Raw genomic sequence first — 18,372 nt, 5'->3', positions numbered from 1 at the left:
TCTTTTCCTTTTCCTGCGCCATTTATGACTTTCGGACGTGACTTCGCTTACATAGGCAATCAATACCATTTGGAAATGAAACTGCTGGACTCCAACGAAATCCGGCAGCTTCGCGATGTGTGTATATTTGAGGTGAATGGAATGTAGGTGTATATGTAGAGTAGCGAATTTGGCTAAAATTGTCAAATTCCTAAAAAAACAGTCTTCCTTTTAAAAGAAAAGTATTACCTTTGTTCCGAAAAAGTGGAACATGTACCACTTTTTCGGAATGCATGATAGTTAACAGAAGCACTTATATCGACCAATTGATTCGTTCTAAAGGCAACGGATTGATTAAAATTATAACAGGATTAAGACGTTCTGGAAAGTCTTTCTTGCTAAAGAAGCTTTTCCGACAGCACCTGTTGAATGATGGTGTTAAGGAAGACCATATCATAATTATTGATATGGAGAGTCGAAAGAACAAGCCATTCAAAGACCCTGACTATTTACTTGATTGGGTAGAAAAGGAAATGAAAGACGATGAAACATACTACATCATTATTGACGAGGTACAGGAAGTGAATGATTTTGTTGAGGTTCTTTCCACTCTCTCGGTAACTGAAGGCACTGATGTTTATGTTACAGGCTCTAATTCACGCTTCCTTTCATCTGATGTGGTGACAGAGTTCCGTGGGCGTGGTGATGAAATCCATGTTTGGCCTTTGTCATTCAAGGAATTTATGTCTGTTTTTCCTGGTTCAAAGGAAGATGCGTGGTCTGAATACATTATGTTTGGTGGACTTCCACAACTCTTAACTCAAATTGGCGATGACAAGAAATCCGATTTCTTGCGTAGGCTATATCGTACCGTGTATCTCCGTGACATATATGAGCGTAATGACATTACCTTAAAACCTGAATTTGAAGAGCTTTCAAAGACTGTGGCTTCAAGCATAGGCGCACCTGTCAATGCTCTTAATATTGCCAACACTTTCAAGTCTGTAAGCAACGTTCAGAATATCACGGACAAGACGGTTTCCGTATATCTTGGATATATGCAAGATGCTTTCCTTATTGAGAAGTCTGAGCGATATGACATTAAAGGACGCAAGTACATCGGCTCGCTATCAAAATACTATTATCAAGATATCGGTTTGCGCAACTCTATCATTTCTTTCAGACAAACAGAGCCAACCCACATCATGGAGAATGTCATCTATAATGAAATGCGTATGCGTGGTTGGCTTGTTGATGTTGGCAACGTTGCTCAAAGGGTTAGAAACGATAAGGGACAAAATATCCGTGTCACACTTGAAGTTGATTTCGTCTGCAATAAAGGTAGCCAACGCATTTATATACAATCGGCTTGGAGAATGCCTGATGCCGACAAAATGGAGCAGGAGAAACGTTCCTTGCGCTTAGTGGGTGATTCTTTCCGTAAACTCCTTATCGTTGGTGAGCATACAAAATCGTGGAGCGATGATGATGGAATTCAGATTATCAGCATCTATGATTTCTTGCTTGATTTGTCTTCGACAGATTAATATTGACTTTCACAATACAAACTTTAGGCTTATGGGAGATTATGAAAAATTTGTAGAGGCTTTTGATGCTGTAACTATTCAGCCTACCTTATTTAAAAATACATAAGACGAATGTAGCTGCTGGACTCTAACGAACGGCAGCTTAGTGATATGTGTATATTTGAGGTGAATGGGATTGAGGTGTATATGTAATAAATGTATTACTTTTATTTGGTAGTATGTAACAAATTGATTAACTTTGCAGCATGGAAGAGAAATTGATAAGGCACATTATCTACTCGGACGAGTTCGAAGAATACTACGCAAGTATGAACGAACAATTAAAGAAGAAATATGACTATGCTTTACAGATTGTAAAATCACAATATGTCGTCAGTTCAAAAATAGTAAAGAGCTTAGAGAATACGGACTTCTACGAACTCCGAATTTCCATCAGTTCCAACGAATACAGAACTATCCTGCTCGCTGTTGACCACGACAATTTCATACAAAGCAAAAATGTACTTCTTCTGAACTCGTTCTTGAAGAAAGATACAAAACAGTACAAGGCTGAAATAAAAAAAGCCCAAAACATTGTTAAACGTTATTTGGAGGATTGAATATGTTGAAACTTGACAAAAACAAACTTGCTGGTCTCAAAACATTTGACGACCATCTGCAAGAAAGATATGGTGACGAAAATAGTCCCGAGCGTAAGGAGTTTGAAGCTAAGGCTAAAGCTTGGTACTATGCTGAACTTCTTAAGGATGAACGCAAGCGCCAAAATATAACACAAAAAGTGTTGGCTGAAAAAATCGGTAAGAAACGCGAGTACATATCTTCACTCGAAAAGGGTCAGACAGATATGCAACTCTCTACGTTCTTGCGTATTGCCGATGCCTTAGGGCTTCGCTTCTCGCTTGTGTTGGGATGATATTACTATAAAGGGATGCATAGTCTTCCTCATTTATTTCTTTTGCCCATCCCAAGATATTTTGGGAATATCAGTTAATCACCTATATAAATGACTTAATCCCCAAACTGCCTGATAGGCGTTTGGGGATTAAACCATATACTGACTGAATTGGCGGCAGGACTCTTGCGACATGGAGGCTTGACGCCAAAAATGTTCTGATCGGGGGCAGGTTTCTTATTCCGTCTCCCAGATGTTGCTGCCGAAGTCTTTTGCACAGGCTTCGTCGGCATCCACCCCCGGTTCCGGTATCACATCAGGCACCTTTATTTTTATACCGTTCGCCGAGAGCGGTGTCAAGCCTTCTCCCTCCAATGGTATTACCTTCATATCTGGTTTTACGTAAATTCTGCGACTCATATTTCTTTCTCCTTCTGCGTTATTTTATCTGTTCGTTGTGATGAATTTCTTTCCGTCTATTATCATTATCCCACCGTTTGCAGTCTTGCAGCCCGCATTCAGCTTCATTCCCGACAGCGAGTAGGCGGTTGTACCACTTGTTGGCGCCGCATACTCAGCGGTCTTTATGGCGTTCGTCTCCCCGTCGATGGTCACAGAGGGCAGCTGAGCGCTCGCATTCGCCGTTCCGGCAGCCTTTTTCAGATAACATCTGAAGCCTCTCATCTTCCGGGATTCAGCCAGCGGTTTCGCCAGCGTACCGCCTGCCGTCAGAAACAGTTGCGTGCCGTCGGCCGCCAACTCGTACGATCCAAAAGTACCGCAGAATTCCCATTCGCCGCCACCTACAGTCTGTGCGGTGGTGCTCTTCACTGTGACGTCCGCAAACGTTGGCTGCTCCACATAATACTCGGGCCGCATCAGAAACGGCATGCCGGCATTCAACACGCCCTCTTTCACAGTAGAGAACGACAGTTCTCCTTTCTGGTATCCGTCATACGAATACACCTTCGTTTCATTGCCGAAAATCTCCGTTATCATATCCTTGCTCAGGTCGAAGGGCAGACACATTGTATACAACTGAGAGGGGTTGAATGTGCGATTCAGAGCCAACGTCTTGTTCGCACCAGCGATTCCACTAATTGTGCTCTCTACATTCTCGCCTTTCTCGTCAAGCGTAGCGTCAAGCTTGGGACGGGTGTAGGTGAGGGTGATGGAGGTGATATATGAATCTGCTTTCAATGTGGGAGCCAATGTGATGTGGTCACTGTCAATAGTTAATTTTTTTATTAAATCTTTATCTGCGTTTTTTTTATGACTCCAAGTAATTTCTTGTTTTACATTGCCTTTTATGTATGATAGTAAAAATTCTGATTCATTATCTTTTTTAGTCGCTATACTTATACTTTTTATAGTATTATCCTTAGGGACAGAAATACCAATTTGTCCTAAATCATCCCAATAAGATAATCTTATATACTTTGAGTTTACATAAATACGACCAGATAAAAAAAAGTTAACGTTTTGTACAATGACACCTTTATTGAGTATTGGCGGTTTAATAGGATCATTCCCTTTAAGACCATAATTTAATCCAGTAAAGTCCAATGTCACCGTAACTTCCTCATTCTCTTTCTGTTCCTGGCCATAAGCCAAATCAAAGCCAAGGGTCAAAAATAGAACAACGAATGTGAATAACATAACGCCGTGTTTTTTCATTTTTCCTTTGTATCAATAGTTTGTTGAAATTCAAGATAAATGCCTTACTGCTTCACGCTGCCGACCAAAGAGTTCTTTTATAGCTATCACAAATAGTGAACTCTGATTCAAGAGCCAACATTCCTGTTGTTTGATGAACATGAAGCTTTTGCAATGCAAAGGTAGCATTTTCCTTCAAGATAAACGCCCATTTTAAGAAAAAAGTATTTATTTTGCCCTCAATATTCCCACTATTACTCATCAAAGAACACAGTTTTGGGGCTATATTCAGCATTTTTTGCAACAGTGAGTAATGTCCCTATAGCTTACAACTACACATTGATAAAACGCGTTTCAGGTGCTTTGGTCGTTCTACTTGCCAAACACCTCGCTGCAGGGCTACACCGAGTGCCTAGCTCTCTACGAGGGTGAACCCATTCCGCACATGGTGCGCATCGAGGATGATAAGGTGGACACAAAGAACAACGCCCATCGTTATGCAATCAATCCACATCACCACCCTCCGCAAAATCCTATCCAGTCCCGACCCCATCGATATCCGTCTATGGACGCGCAACGGTGAGATCCAGTCCTGGCACCGCTGCATCTCCCTCAAATATGACTTCTATAAAGACGGTGCAAGTTGAAGGCAGGACATCAAGCAACGCTTGAATGTTATGCTGAGACGTAGCCCGCCTTATCAAAAGGCACAAGACGAATGAAGCTGCTTGACTCCAACGAAATCCGGCAGCTTCGTGATGTGTGTATATTTGGGGTGAATGGGATGGAGGTGTATATGTAGTGTGTCACAAGAAGTATCTTTTTTTGTAACAAAATCAACATTTGTGTTTGCATGGCTGATATTGTATATTTGTGGTTTTATAGAATATGTATCGGGCATTTTTTAGTTAAACATTGCTACTTTTCTAAGCCTTTTCTTTGTTTTGTCACAAAAAGTTGCTATTTTTGTGACAAAATTAAGGTTAGACATGGAAAGTATAGCTCATAAAATTGAAAACAGGATAAAGGGATTTGGTAGGGGAAAGATTTTCTTTGCCGATGACTTCCTTGATTTTGGCTCTTCTGATGCTATCCGACAGACTTTGCTTAGGCTTACAAAAAGCGGGGTAATTATTCGTGTGGCACAGGGAATTTACTGTTATCCCGAAATTGACGAAACTTTGGGATTAGGGGTGATTTATCCTACTGACATCCAAATTGCTGAAGCCTTGGCTGAACGCTCTCATTCCAAAATTGTCCCCACTGGCGACTATGCGCTGAATGTTCTTGGACTTTCTACACAGGTTCCGTTGAATAGTGTTTTCCTCACAAATGGAAAGTCGCGCAGAATATCAGTGTCAGGGAATAGATCTATCACATTTAAGAATACGGCTCCACGCAACTTGGCTTTTACGAACCGACTTGCCATGTTGGTTAATTCTGCTCTAAAGTCGATAAAGAACGTCAATGTTACTACTAAACAGACGGATCATATTTACCACTTATTGAGACAGGAGAAGAAAGAAGATGTGCTTGTCGACTTGAAACTGATGCCTGTATGGATTAGAAAAATTGTACAAAACGCTTATGAATAAATTCTTTGAACTTTCGTTTGACGACCAACGACGTGTGCTTCAACAAGCATCTGCACGATGCGGGTTGCCTCCACAGGCTATAGAGAAGGACTTGTGGGTTTCTAATATTCTGCAAATCGTTTTCGACTTGCCTTTTGCTGATAAACTCATCTTCAAAGGTGGCACATCTTTGAGCAAGGTCTGGCATCTTATTGAGCGTTTCTCTGAAGACATTGATTTGGCTGTCGACCGCTCTTTGTTTGGGTTCGAGGGCGACTTGACGAAGAAGCAGATAAAGAAACTGCGCAAGGCTTCTTCGCTATTTGTCAAAGACACGTTTTGCCAGGCATTGCAGGAGGCTGTCGAGAAATATGGTTTGCAGGACTTTTGCAAAATCGAGTCTGAGCCAGACGGTGAGGGCGATAGCACATATCCAGAACCGAGAAAGATTTTCGTGAGGTATAAGAGTGCTTGGGCTGAGCCGTCTGAATACCTTTCGCCAATAGTGATGTTGGAGATTGGAGCAAGGTCTTTGCTGGAGCCAAACGAGCAAACACATATCAACAGTATGGTCGAGGGCGTGTTTCCTACCATACAGACAACAATTGTCGATAGCAAGGTGGCAACAGCTCTTGCAAGCAAGACTTTCCTTGAAAAGGTATTCCTCTTGCACGAGTTGTTTTCCGTAGAGGGACGTGGTGTCATTGCCGACCGCAAGTCAAGACATCTTTATGACCTCTCTCGTATGATGGACAAAGACTTTGCTTTGGCTGCCATAAAGGATGATGAACTGTGGGAGTCCATTCGTCATCATCGCGAGATATTCACAAGCATTAGTGGTATGGACTACACCCCAGACATCCGTCGTCGCATCGTTCTCGTTCCTCGTGAGGATATACGCAGCGCATGGGAGGCTGACTATAAAAGTATGTGCTCTTCCATGATTTTCGGAGAGAAACCTTCTTTCATTGAACTCATTGAGGATATGAAAGTGCTTGAAGATAGATTCCACAGATTTTGAAATGTGACAAGAAATGAAAAAATGCAATAATTCATGAAATATATTCAAAATCTACCGTTTATTCTAAGTAGTACAATTAAACGTAAAATAAAAAAGACTTTAAACCTTTTATTCCTGCTACTTGCAGTTTTTGCTGTTTCAAGTTGCAGCAGCGATGATGACGAGAAAAAAGATTCCGTCAAGGAGATAACAATATATGTTTCTTCTGAAACGGGTGAAAGTTACGGATTTAACTCTACCCCAGAGGAATGTATGCTTGTAAAGTTTGATAATCCAAATGGTGAATGGGAACATCTTAGTCTATATCGTATCGAGGGTTTCACTTATGTAAAAGGGCATGAGTATGAATTGCGGATAAAGATGACTACACTTGCCAGTCCGCCAGCTGACGGCTATAGCCACAAATATTTGCTCGTCAAAATTGTTCAAGACAAACTCGTCAAAGAGACGGAAACTCCAACCGACAATAGTGTAAAGTCAGAAAGCGACATTGAGTATCAGGAGCTGTGCCCGTACAACAAATACGAGACAGAAGACAACTATATCATAGATGGCGAAGGAAATATCTATAAAGGCAATGGGTGGACAAAGCCTTCTTATGAACATAGCAGGATATACGTAGAAAATGTTTTGGATAAAGGCGATGACAACTGGGTCAAATTCAATAGCATCCCATATCAGACGTATTGCTCATACGTCATTTCTCCGCTGACAGACGATATAAGAATGGTGTATAATGAGGACGGCGGCCCGTTGTTTAAGGATGTAATACCGGAAAGCGAATTTGAGTATATTACAAAAAAATGAACTCAGGCGAGAAACTACAGTATTTTCTCATCTTGGCCAATGTATACAAAAAAGGACTCCAGAAATTGAAATTTACAATTACGAAACAATGAAACGCTGTTTGTACGAATAATGTGCCATAACAAATAAGTGATTATGAAAAAGCGTTTCCTCTTACCAATCGCTTTTCTGATGGTTTAATGGAATAACGTTATTTTAGAACTTTTCGTATAAACCACGATTGATTTTCACGCATTAAAGATTAGCCTTTTAATATAAAAGCATATAATTCCTAAGGAATTAAGAATTAGCCTTGTCTTTTCCCCACCTCCCATTCGCTCATATCTTTGCCCTAAAAAAGCAAGATATGAGCGATTTTTCATATATTCCACCAACATCCGTTGTCACCATCCCTGGTGCCCACGCCTCCGCAGCCTTCACTGCCAAGACATCTGAAGTCTTCAAGGAGGAGCACAACATCGCGCCAATAATCATCAACGACAAGATGAAGTACATCCCGTGGGGAGGTGACAATCAGATGCCATACAATATCATCGACCTCATCGAGTCTGACGAGACAATGAGCACTTGCCAGATGTTCAACGCTGAAGTCTGCTATGGCAGCGGACTTGTCTATGACACAGAACTTGCCACCGCACAAGTGCAGGCGCAAGTGGATGACTTTATGCTGGACAACGACCTCGCAAGTTACTTCCTCGGCGTGTGCCAGGACTTCAAGCACTTCGGCTTTTGCGTCAGCGTGATCATCCTCAATGAGGATGCCAGTCGCATTGTCCGCATCGTGCGCAAACAGGCGTGTTACGTCCGCTTTGCACCGGCTGACAAAAACGGCATCATTCCTTATATCCTATATGCAAACTGGCGCAATACCGTCAGCCCCGAAAACATCGAGCGCATCGAACTCCTCAATCCGCAAGCCCCATTGACCGACTTCCAGACTCGTTCAAAGAAAATCAAGAAGTTTGCCATAATTTCCCGTGTTCCCACTCCCGACAGCACGTATTATCCAATACCGTACTATGCAGCTCTTTTCAAAGGTAAATGGTTCAACATCAAGCAACTCATCGGCATCGCCAAGGAAGCAAAACTGAAGAACTCGGCTCCCATCAAATACAACATCGAAATTGCCAACTCCTTCTGGAACAACATCTTCAAAGTCGAGGGCATAACTGACCGTGAATACCCGATACCAAGCATCATCGACATAGTGAACAGCATACGTTTAGCCAAGGGCAACGTGTTCGCTGAATGGAAGCAATCCGACACCGCCAAACTCTTTGAATACCATGGATATAAAAATAAAAAGGATTCAAGTGGGTATTTCTTCTGAAAAATACAAAAAATGTCTAAAAAAGTTTGTCATCTACGATGATTTTCGTATTTTTGAAGAATCTTAAACATAATAAAGTATGAAAAAGCTATTTTTATTACTTGGAGTATTTGCAAGTATAACCTTAATGCTTGCCTCATGTTCTAAAAGTCCAGAACAGAAAGCTAAAGATTTAGCCGGAGAGGAAATAAAGAAACATCTTTATTTTCCAGAGAGTTATGACCCTGCAGATGTAAAAATCGATAGTGCTTTTGCACCATACGATAGTCCCGAATTTATGGAGCTTACATCTGATTTGATTAAACTAAGCAATGAAGTTTCAGAAGCCCAAGAAGAAATCAAGAGAAAAAAGTCTTCTATTTCAATTTGGACATCTCCTTATGATAGCTTTTCACGAAACCAATTAAACGAGGCAAAGGCTGAACTTGCTGAAGCACAAGCTAAAGAAAAGAAAGCAATGGAGCAAGCCCAAAAGTTAGGGAACAAGATGAAAAACATGATGGATAAAAAACCTGAATTCATAGGTTTTAAAGCTGTTGTGTCATACCGAGCCAAAAACAATAAAGGCGATGTTTTAATGGATAATGTGTTTGCCATCTTTGATAAGAATATTGAGAATATTGTTTATATGTGCGATAACAATGAATATGAGCAATACAATCAAGCTATAAAAGAGATTCAAGAGGCAAGAGAGTCTGACGAATAACTCTATATTGTCTTTTCCCCAACCCAAATGCTTCCGTACTTTCGTAGTATGGAAGCATTTTTCGATTTATCCCTCCCAAAGTCGTGGGCGGACTTGTCCGACCCACAACTCCTCTTTTTCTTCCGCCAACTTGCCACCGACAAGCCAATGGCGGAAATCCAAACGCTGTGCCTGTGCCAATGGGCAAACGTCCTCGTGCGTTGCCGTTTGTACGGCAGCGTTTACCTTGTCCAACACGACAAGCAGCAAGCCACGCTGACTTTGCATCAGTTCGTCTGCGCTATCACCGCCCTTGACTTTCTCAAATCATTCCCACCATACCCAATAAGAATAAGGACAATCGGCAAAGCACGAGCCATCGAAGCCGACTTCCAGGGCGTGCCGTTCTCTACGTTCATCTCTGCCGACAACTATTATCAAGGCTTTCTCAACACCAAGAACGAGGCTTTGCTTAACCACCTCGCCACGCTTCTGTATCCAAAGGTTAAGTCGCGCCACCTGACAACACCGCTTTTGCTCAACGCCTTCTATTGGTTCTCGTCGCTGAAGCAATACTTCTCCCGACTGTTTCCGCATTTCCTGCAACCGATGTCCAGTTCTTCTGAAGACCTCCTTGGCTACGCACCGCCCATCGGCGAGGTGCTACGGACTGCCATGAATGCACAGATCCGTGCCCTCACTGGAGGCGACATCACCAAAGAAGAAGCGGTGCTCTCTATGGACACATGGCGAGCACTCACAGAACTCGACGCTAAGGCTAAAGAAGTAGAAGACATCAAACGACAAATGAAATGACAGACAAGAATATCAATTGGGATGCTACCGCCTTCTTCGCATCCCTTACAGAAACAAACAAGTTCGCCAAGGCCCATGACTTTGTCTTCGCCAAGGTCAGCGGACTCGACGGCTTCGAGGAAGCCTTGCAGCAGCTGCAGTCCGCCACGGCTATCATTGCCGTCAGCGACATAAGCCAAGGCTATATCGAGGTGAACAACAGTCCGCGCACTCGAAGAGTGAAGACGGTCTTCCTCGCCATGCGCCACGCCATCGATGACATGGCAGCACGCCAGCAGTGCATGGACACCATGCGCGAGCTGTTCCGGCAGTTTATGAGCAAGCTAATCCTCGAAAAGACGAAGCAGGAGCAGCATAATATCTATCTCGACTCTCGCATTTCCTTTCAGGAAATCGACCAATACTTTTTCTCAGGCTGCGCCTGTGCTTTCTTCCAAATAGCCGTTGACACTTATACCGATTTACGTTATGACCCCACTGAATGGCAATGACCCATCCTTTAATATTAAACGCTTTACAACGCAACTACTTGACTATCAGACACAAAAAAAGGGAGGCTTCTAAACCTCCCCAAGTGATTCCGTTGGGATTCGAACCCAAGACCCACGCCTTAGAAGGGCGTTGCTCTAATCCAACTGAGCTACGGAACCGACCGTTTTCGGAGTGCAAAGGTAGTACTTTTATTGTAAACTGCAAAATTTCATAGAGAAAAGTTGCAAGAAAATTGATTTTTCCTTTGATTATCAGATTTTCCCCCACTCCTTTTGCATATTTTTTCGCTCTTTTCTCACTTTCAGCCGAAAAACAACGTATGCTTCTTCAACCCAAAGCGAGAAAAGAACTCAGATTAATCTGTCATTTTTTCAAGAAAGTGACGGTGGCAACAGGACGGAGATTACGTCCTGCTTTACCAGAACTGGGAGGAAACGAGCTCTTTACCTCATTCATACACATTATCTTATTGTCTGTATCCAGAATATAATAAATATCATTCGGACTACGATATATCTGCTCCAAGCCCAATGTTTTGAGATTATTGTTTATATCAGCTTTATTGTCCATTATATATTCCATCTCTCCCTTCGTAGGCAATCTCCAGCCATCCACTCCTTTCACAGCCAGCTCTGCAATGCCGGCATCAACGGCCTTCTTAACATCGGCCTGATCATCTGCATTGAATATAAGTGAACATTTCGATTTCGGCGCCAAAAGGGTCACAATGGTGATATTGCTTGAAACCGCAGATTGCTCCGACTTCAGCACATAGCAACCTTTATATACCGTGCCCTGCTCTGGAGCCGTCTCGTCCACTTTCACATCGCCGCCCGTATTGTCGCCCATCTCATTCTCCTTCACATCGATTGTCCAGGTCTGCTCTCCGGCCCACGACACACCATTGATCAAGCACTTCAGCAACGGTTCTGCCACTCTCTGATAATTCACGGTCATATCCACCTTGTAGTTTGCCGCCAGCGGTTTGTCGCTGACATATCTGAAGGTCTTCACCTTGCCGTCGGTCGTCGTGAAATTGAAAGACACAACAGGATTCCCCACGCTCTCCATCAGGAATGCGTCACACTGCTTCGTCCATTTGCCATCAGTCCCCTTCTCCAGTACCACGCTATAGGCGCCATTCTCTCCGCAATACTCTCCAGCCACGTTGATTCCCTCATACAGAGGACTGACATCCGCCGTTATCGCAGCCACATTCTCCGGCACATCGCTTATCGTCACGTTGCGGAGCATAAACACCTTGCGGCTCATCGTCAGCGTGACGTCCGTTTCCTCGCCGTCCGTCAGCACCACCACACTATTTGCCGCCATTATGTCGCCATGTGCCATTCCTTCTTTCAGCGCCACCACAGACTGCGGAGTAGCCTCCTCCTTTGTCGGCAACGAATAGTTTGCCGCATCAGCTCCCGCCACGGAATACACCCGATACGCTCCGGCGGCAAGCTTGAAGTTTGCCACATCCTTTTCCGAAGCTACCGATTTATATGCCACACATTGGCCTGCCGTATCAAATACATACAGGTTTATCGGTGTCGCTACGGTCATTTCCGACGCAGCCCCGCTCTGTCCACGGGCCTTTATCCTGAGTGTCACACCACCCAAAGCATCATCGCCATCAGCCAAATCTTTTGAACACGATACAAACATTGCCAATACAAGCAGAAAGGCAAAAGAAAAAAGCATTTTATCCTTCATAGAATTAATATTTTATGGGTTTGCGCTAAATTCATCCCGAATCGGTATAATGCCGTTTTGGGGTTAAGTTCCAACAAAAGTAATATTTTTCTACAAAAGCGACAAAAAACACTTCAATTTATTTCTACAAGAAACACCTCCATTTATTTCAAATTATCCATCGAATTTCTTAAAGTCCCTATTTTTCCCAATTTTTCTGTACAAAAACCCTTGCCAATTTTGCAACATTAGTTAACAATAAAAGAAAATCAATTAACACTTACAAACAATTTCGATTTGTTTTCATAATGCAATAAATGTTTAAATATGCAAACGTCAAATAAGAAAAAAGATATAATAAACCCATCCAGATCTCTCGAAAAGGATGGGCTGAAAATATCAACTAAGATTTTTTGTCAAACCGAATAATGCATCCGGTGCAATCATCAGGCCTCCAACTGACCGATGATTTCAGTCACCGATTTGCATCCATGCTTGTCAAGCCATTCATTGATGCCGTTCTTCACCTTCACCGTCACCTGAGGATCCAGGAAGTTCGCCGTACCGATTTCTATTGCGGAAGCTCCGGCAAGCATAAACTCAATGGCATCGTTGGCATTGCAGATGCCTCCGAGTCCCACAACGGGAATTCCGACAGCCTTTGCCACCTGCCACACCATGCGCAGAGCAACAGGCTTCACCGCCGGTCCGCTCAGTCCACCGGTATTGATGCTCAGCATCGGCTTGCGCTTCTCTATGTCTATCGCCATTCCCATCAGGGTGTTGATGAGCGACACGCTGTCGGCACCCTCTGCCTCAACGGCACGTGCAATCTCCGTAATGTCCGTGACGTTCGGCGACAGCTTGACTATCAGCGTCTTATGATAACTCTTGCGCACGGCTCTCACCACACTGGCAGCTCCCTCGCAAGTCACTCCAAACGCCATTCCGCCGTCTTTCACGTTAGGGCAGGAGATGTTCAGTTCTATCGCCGGAATCTTGTCGAGAGCGTCTATCCTTGCCGCACATTCTGCATAATCCTCTGGCGAAGAACCGCTTACGTTCACTATCATATTGGTGTCGATATCCTTTATCTCCGGATATATGTGCTCACAGAAATAGTCAACGCCCTTGTTCTGCAATCCCACACAGTTGAGCATTCCCGATGCCGTCTCTGCCATTCGCGGATAGTCGTTGCCCTGTCTCGGATGCAGGGTGGTGCCCTTCACGATAATGCCGCCTATCTCACTAAGTTCCACGAAATCAGCATATTCCGGACCGTATCCGAATGTGCCTGAAGCTGTCATCACTGGATTCTTCAGCTCCAGATTTCCTATTTTTACCCTTAAATCTGCCATGACAAATCATTTACGTTAAACACTGGACCATCCTTACAAACACACAGGTTGCCGCTCTTCGTGCCTTCCACGCAACACAGACAGGCTCCCACGCCACATGCCATCTTGTTTTCGAGCGACGCCTCACAGCATATACCCTCAGAATGTGCATATTTCGCCACTGCCACCATCATCGGTTTCGGTCCGCAGGTGGAAATCTGGTCAAACCTCACTCGCTGCAACACGGAATGGTTTGTCACGAAACCCTTCTCTCCCTCCGATCCGTCTTCGGTAGTGATACACACCTCACCGTATTTCCTGTATTCATCAAGGAGCAGCAGGTCTTTTGCCGACCGCGCTCCGAGCAGGAACACCGGTGTCATACCATTGTCTTTCAGCACTTTACCGAAATAGAGAAGCGGTGCAACGCCCACGCCGCCGCCGACGAGCAACACCTTGGCATCCTTGTTCTCAGGGATGGTGAACGTGTTTCCCAGAGGAAACATGCAGTTCAGCTTGTCACCAGCCTTCAGCTGTGCCAAGGCACGTGTGCCGTCGCCTATGGCAGCCACCAGCAACCACAGCTCATTTGCTTGATAATCAACGAAGTTTATAGATATCGGGCGTCTCAGGAATGTCGTTGCAGATCCGTCGATGCGTATCTCCACGAACTGTCCTGGTGCCATTTCGGGCAGCTTCTCCGCATGGGTCAACTTTATCAAGACGTATTTGTCATTGATATGGTCAACCGAAGAAACAATCAGGTCTAAAACGTATTTTTTCATCAGTTCCATTTATAAGTTTCGGCAAAATTAGGCAAAAAATCCCTAATATCTACCGATAAGCTCACATTATTATCTGCAAAGCCGCCAAAAAGCCCATTATCCCCAACCGATAATCAGTACGTGATTGGGGTCTGATTATTCAGAAGAGCGAGATAATCACTTCTTCGGCACGAAGCTTTCCCACGTCTGGTCATCGTAAAACACTCTTATTTCAGTTATCCTCCGGCGCTCCTTCTCCTTATATACGATGTCCGTGTGTACGGGCGACTTTGGCTGCTGCCTCACGTTAGTAGCGAAAGCGTTGCCCATCGGGGCGCTCTGCTGCGATGTTGCCCCCGCATTTCCGTCAGCATCACCGAAGTCGAGCATCTGCTCACCGGCCATACCACTCTCCTGTGGGGTAGAGGAGGAGTCATCCGCCGACGCTTCGTCAACGAACATCATTCCTTTTCCAAACATGAGCCAGTCGAGACTGATGTTCGGAAATTTCGACTTTATAGAGTCCACGGTGTTCAGAGTCGGTTTTGTACGTCCCTGAAAAATTCCACTCAGTGTGGCAGGAGATATTCCGAGGAAGTTTGCAAACGTCTGTTGAGTCATGTGCTGCGCTTCCATCAGCTGTCTAATTCTGTCCTTCATTTTCTTCTCTTATAGTAAAAATAGGGGTTGTAGCCCTGATTTTGTTTGACTTTACAAAGGTAAATCAAAAAAATGGAATACACAACAAATGTAGAATATATTTTATTTTCTAAATATTGGATTTCTAAATGTAAATTCGTAAAATCAAATCTTTAAACTCAGGTTTTTAGGTTTTGAATTTGTAAATGTGAATTTTAGGGAGCTAAACGTCCGGAAAGCCTTTGTTTACGGGATTTTCGGAATTAACTGGCTGTGATTTGGTTATTTATATATATTTAGGGGTGTAAATAGGGAATATACATTAATTTTGTAAGATATTTTGTATAATTCACCCTGTCAGCTACTTTAAAAGTATAAAACTCATTGGTTTTCAGTGATTTATAAGGCTTATTTTATTCTGCATAATAATTCGTATGAATTTTAATATTTAAATATTCGGATATTGATATTTGAATTTGATTTAATAAAATGTATTCAAGTTTTCAAATGTATAAATCGCATTTACTAAATTAAACTTCAATGTTTTAAAATTTAAATCTTTGAATTTCACAAAGATATATCAAAACAATTGTTAACGCTGAATTTAAAGTCATTTTCAGAGTCGTTTTTTTCAAAAACAAAAGGATTCCGAACGAGGGGAAAGTAATGTCAGAATCATGCTATTCTCATGATAGGAAAAATCACGCAAAGCCCTGATTTCAAGCGGAAATAAGGATAAAATTTATGTTCATGAAAATCATTTCTTTTTACAAAATCTGCACCGAAAATGTAAAAAAACGCATCATTTCGGGGTGCAGATACCATAAAACAGCATCCCCTCACCACCCGAAAAACGGTGATGAGGGGACATATATATATAAGGTGTAACCATTTCTGGCAGAAAATTCTCTATTCCCTGCTCAATGCATGATAAAGAAAATCAACTCCTGCAGCAGCTCGCCGGTGGGAGTATTCGGATTGTCGAGCCCCTTGCACTTGGTGTCAGCCTCACGGATTTTGTCTATTATCTGCATCACTTTTCCACCACTGTAGTTTCTCATTCCCAGCATATACTCCTTGGCGGCCCATGGTCCGCGCAGGTCGAGCCATCTCGCCACCTCGGCATCATTCTGTCTGTTGGGAGCGTAGTAGGCAAGCATAAGATTCTGGAAATACGAGAATATCACCGGTATCAGAGCGAACGCCCCGCCTGTTTTCGGATTGCTGTCAAAATATTTCAATATCAGGTTCGCCTTCACCACATCCTTCGCTGCGATGGCGCTTCTCAGTTCAAAGGCATTGAAGTCTTTGCTGATGCCGATCCTCTTCTCCACCATCTGCGGCGTGATGCGCGTGTCTCCCTCTTCCAGCGAGAGCAGCAGTTTGTCAATCTCTCCCGTCAGCCTGCTGAGGTCTGCCCCGATATGGTCGGCAAGCATCTGCGCCGCCTTGTTCTCTATCGTCACCTTTGTGCGCTTTTTCAGATATGCCTCAATGAATGGGGGCAGCTCGTAGTCTCGCTTTTTCTTGCTCTCAAACACCACTCCCGCATTCTTGAATCTCGTCAGGATCTTCTTCCGTCCGTCGATAGTACCGTTTTTATAACACACCACGAGCACAGTCGTCTTTGCCGGTTTTTCCAGATAACGCTCCAGCTGGTCCCAGTTTTTTATGTTCTGCGCCTCCTTCACTATTATCACCTGCCTCTCTGCCATCACGGGATAGCTCCTCGCCATGTCTGCCACCTGGGCTCCCGTCACATCGGCTCCGAACACTATCTGCTGGTTGAAATCTCTCTCTTCGGGCTTTATCGCATGCTCCGCAATGAAGTCTGCGATCTGGTCGATGTAGTAAGCCTCCTCCCCCATCAGCAGATACGACGGTGCGTAGTTGCCGGCCTTCAGATCCGACATCACGCTCTCAAAAGTCATTGTCGCTGTTTTCTCAGCCATACTATATTATTTAACTATTTTATACATTATCAGTTTCGCTGCAACATTTTTCTATTTGTATAATAATGTTAATAACAAAACATCCTTACCCTCTCAAGAATGCCATCAAACTGTTCGTCGCCAATACCATTCCCGTGAACACGGAATTTTGAAGCATGGTCAATCACTGCTCTTTTCCGACATTTCATATTTTGAGATTCACGAAATATCATTACTTTTGCATTGCCATAGACACGAGACGCCGCCTTTGCGGGTCATCGTCTCACAAGGATGAAGTCTCCCGTCATGGGCCAACCGTCCTGTCGTGTCATGGCGACGATATCAGCAAGACGCATTCTGATTGCAAAATTAATAAAATGAACCGATTAAACCTACCTCCTTACGAAATAAAAATGCGCCAGCAAGATGGCAGACAGTATATCCTCGACGTATTGCGCAGGAAATTCATAGCGCTGACTCCCGAAGAATGGGTGCGCCAGCATTTCATCCATTTCCTTGCAGACCACAAGGGCTACCCCACTGCCCTCCTTGCCAACGAGGTGGAGCTGACCATCGGCGGCAAGAAGCTGCGCTGCGACAGTGTGTTGTATTCCAGGGATCTGAAGCCGCGTATGATAATAGAATACAAAGCGCCGTCGATAGCCATCTCTCAGAAGACCTTCAACCAGATCTTCGCCTACAACACCCTACTCCACGCCGACTATCTGGTGGTGAGCAACGGCATCAGCCACTACTGCTGCAAAATCGATTATACCAACCGTTCCTACTCCTTCCTTAGCGACATCCCTCGCTATGAGGATCTGTAACTGACAACGCACACGCATAAAACATTTTCCTCAAAAAAAGTATCATAGTATCATTCTTGGCCACCGCCAAGCCCCTAATACACTATAGACTAACGACTTAACCCGATGATACTTTTCTGGAAATTTTACAGAAAAGTATCACAGAAGTATCATAGAAGTATCATGCCTTTCGGCATCCCATATTTCCCCCCACACCAGGGGGAAGACATCCCCACATTAGGGGGTTCTGTTCCCCACGGCGTGGGGGGAATCCGAGGTCAATATTTTACGAATTACAAGTCTGTATTTTAGGGATTTCAAATTTGTGTTTTACGAATAACAAGTCCATGCTTCACGAATAACAAGTCCATGCTTTATTCATGAAATGCCGGTTGTCATTG

General features: G+C 43.7%; 19 protein-coding genes and 1 tRNA gene. 12 read left to right on the top strand and 8 right to left on the bottom strand.

Translation table 11 applies throughout. The annotated features are described in order from the left end of the window. Window positions 1–272: 272 nt before the first annotated feature. The 3 genes from ACDC99_RS02760 (at window position 273) to ACDC99_RS02750 (ending at window position 2,439) form a co-directional block, all read left to right on the top strand. Window positions 273–1,526, top strand: a complete 1,254-nt coding sequence (locus tag ACDC99_RS02760; RefSeq protein WP_044075291.1) for an ATP-binding protein — start codon at window positions 273–275, stop codon at window positions 1,524–1,526. A 245-nt stretch (window positions 1,527–1,771) separates the two neighbouring features. Then, window positions 1,772–2,125 (top strand): type II toxin-antitoxin system RelE/ParE family toxin, encoded by a 354-nt coding sequence (locus tag ACDC99_RS02755; RefSeq protein ID WP_302750765.1) that lies wholly within the window; start codon window positions 1,772–1,774, stop codon window positions 2,123–2,125. 2 nt (window positions 2,126–2,127) lie between these two features. Further along, entirely contained in the window at window positions 2,128–2,439 is a 312-nt protein-coding gene (locus ACDC99_RS02750; protein WP_044073648.1) for a helix-turn-helix domain-containing protein, read from the top strand. A 216-nt stretch (window positions 2,440–2,655) separates the two neighbouring features. On the opposite strand, the gene ACDC99_RS02745 is transcribed toward ACDC99_RS02750, so the two are convergent. Next, on the bottom strand, window positions 2,656–2,838 hold the full coding sequence (locus ACDC99_RS02745; RefSeq protein WP_370755750.1) for a hypothetical protein: 183 nt from the start codon (window positions 2,836–2,838) through the stop codon (window positions 2,656–2,658). A 24-nt stretch (window positions 2,839–2,862) separates the two neighbouring features. After that, window positions 2,863–3,618 carry a hypothetical protein gene (locus ACDC99_RS02740; RefSeq protein WP_370755748.1) on the bottom strand — a complete coding sequence of 252 codons (756 nt, stop codon included), beginning with the start codon at window positions 3,616–3,618 and terminating at the stop codon, window positions 2,863–2,865. 953 nt (window positions 3,619–4,571) lie between these two features. Between ACDC99_RS02740 and ACDC99_RS02735 the strand changes: the two genes are divergently transcribed. From ACDC99_RS02735 to ACDC99_RS02700, 8 genes are all read left to right on the top strand, one after another. Then, complete coding sequence (locus ACDC99_RS02735; protein ID WP_370755746.1) at window positions 4,572–4,721, top strand: hypothetical protein; 150 nt, start codon at window positions 4,572–4,574, stop codon at window positions 4,719–4,721. A gap of 342 nt (window positions 4,722–5,063) precedes the next feature. After that, window positions 5,064–5,669: a DUF6088 family protein gene (locus ACDC99_RS02730; protein ID WP_302750770.1), complete on the top strand. Its 606-nt coding sequence runs from the start codon at window positions 5,064–5,066 to the stop codon at window positions 5,667–5,669. Further along, a complete protein-coding gene (locus ACDC99_RS02725; RefSeq protein WP_288966634.1) occupies window positions 5,662–6,669 on the top strand; it encodes a nucleotidyl transferase AbiEii/AbiGii toxin family protein in 1,008 nt (335 codons plus the stop codon). The genes ACDC99_RS02730 and ACDC99_RS02725 overlap by 8 nt, the downstream gene beginning before the upstream one ends. A gap of 33 nt (window positions 6,670–6,702) precedes the next feature. Continuing rightward, window positions 6,703–7,476 (top strand): DUF4377 domain-containing protein, encoded by a 774-nt coding sequence (locus ACDC99_RS02720; protein ID WP_302960833.1) that lies wholly within the window; start codon window positions 6,703–6,705, stop codon window positions 7,474–7,476. A 346-nt stretch (window positions 7,477–7,822) separates the two neighbouring features. Then, window positions 7,823–8,806 carry a DUF6712 family protein gene (locus ACDC99_RS02715; protein WP_370755743.1) on the top strand — a complete coding sequence of 328 codons (984 nt, stop codon included), beginning with the start codon at window positions 7,823–7,825 and terminating at the stop codon, window positions 8,804–8,806. A gap of 79 nt (window positions 8,807–8,885) precedes the next feature. After that, window positions 8,886–9,512 (top strand): hypothetical protein, encoded by a 627-nt coding sequence (locus ACDC99_RS02710; RefSeq protein ID WP_289066723.1) that lies wholly within the window; start codon window positions 8,886–8,888, stop codon window positions 9,510–9,512. Between the two features lie 48 nt (window positions 9,513–9,560). Beyond that, window positions 9,561–10,307, top strand: coding sequence for a hypothetical protein (locus ACDC99_RS02705; RefSeq protein ID WP_370755741.1), 747 nt, complete (start codon window positions 9,561–9,563; stop codon window positions 10,305–10,307). Further along, window positions 10,304–10,798 (top strand): hypothetical protein, encoded by a 495-nt coding sequence (locus tag ACDC99_RS02700; RefSeq protein WP_302415294.1) that lies wholly within the window; start codon window positions 10,304–10,306, stop codon window positions 10,796–10,798. The genes ACDC99_RS02705 and ACDC99_RS02700 overlap by 4 nt, the downstream gene beginning before the upstream one ends. An 84-nt stretch (window positions 10,799–10,882) precedes the next feature. Here ACDC99_RS02700 and ACDC99_RS02695 read toward each other — a convergent pair. The 6 genes from ACDC99_RS02695 to holA form a co-directional block, all read right to left on the bottom strand. Then, a tRNA-Arg gene (locus tag ACDC99_RS02695) sits at window positions 10,883–10,957 on the bottom strand. A 205-nt stretch (window positions 10,958–11,162) separates the two neighbouring features. Next, window positions 11,163–12,443, bottom strand: a complete 1,281-nt coding sequence (locus ACDC99_RS02690) for a FimB/Mfa2 family fimbrial subunit (protein ID WP_370755739.1) — start codon at window positions 12,441–12,443, stop codon at window positions 11,163–11,165. A gap of 497 nt (window positions 12,444–12,940) precedes the next feature. Further along, entirely contained in the window at window positions 12,941–13,852 is a 912-nt protein-coding gene (locus ACDC99_RS02685; RefSeq protein WP_022316940.1) for a dihydroorotate dehydrogenase, read from the bottom strand. Next, window positions 13,840–14,616 (bottom strand): dihydroorotate dehydrogenase electron transfer subunit, encoded by a 777-nt coding sequence (locus tag ACDC99_RS02680; protein ID WP_044073665.1) that lies wholly within the window; start codon window positions 14,614–14,616, stop codon window positions 13,840–13,842. The genes ACDC99_RS02685 and ACDC99_RS02680 overlap by 13 nt, the downstream gene beginning before the upstream one ends. A gap of 156 nt (window positions 14,617–14,772) precedes the next feature. Beyond that, complete coding sequence (locus ACDC99_RS02675) at window positions 14,773–15,255, bottom strand: helix-turn-helix domain-containing protein (RefSeq protein WP_288592178.1); 483 nt, start codon at window positions 15,253–15,255, stop codon at window positions 14,773–14,775. 899 nt (window positions 15,256–16,154) lie between these two features. Beyond that, window positions 16,155–17,186 carry a DNA polymerase III subunit delta gene (gene holA / locus ACDC99_RS02670; protein WP_022316944.1) on the bottom strand — a complete coding sequence of 344 codons (1,032 nt, stop codon included), beginning with the start codon at window positions 17,184–17,186 and terminating at the stop codon, window positions 16,155–16,157. 356 nt (window positions 17,187–17,542) lie between these two features. On the opposite strand from holA, the gene ACDC99_RS02665 reads away from it, so the two are divergent. Further along, complete coding sequence (locus ACDC99_RS02665; RefSeq protein ID WP_370755736.1) at window positions 17,543–17,992, top strand: type I restriction enzyme HsdR N-terminal domain-containing protein; 450 nt, start codon at window positions 17,543–17,545, stop codon at window positions 17,990–17,992. The last annotated feature ends 380 nt before the right edge of the window (window positions 17,993–18,372 follow it).

Source organism: Prevotella pectinovora (genome assembly GCF_041323955.1).
GTDB lineage: Bacteria > Bacteroidota > Bacteroidia > Bacteroidales > Bacteroidaceae > Prevotella > Prevotella pectinovora.
This window is presented reverse-complemented; position numbering and strand designations above follow the sequence as displayed.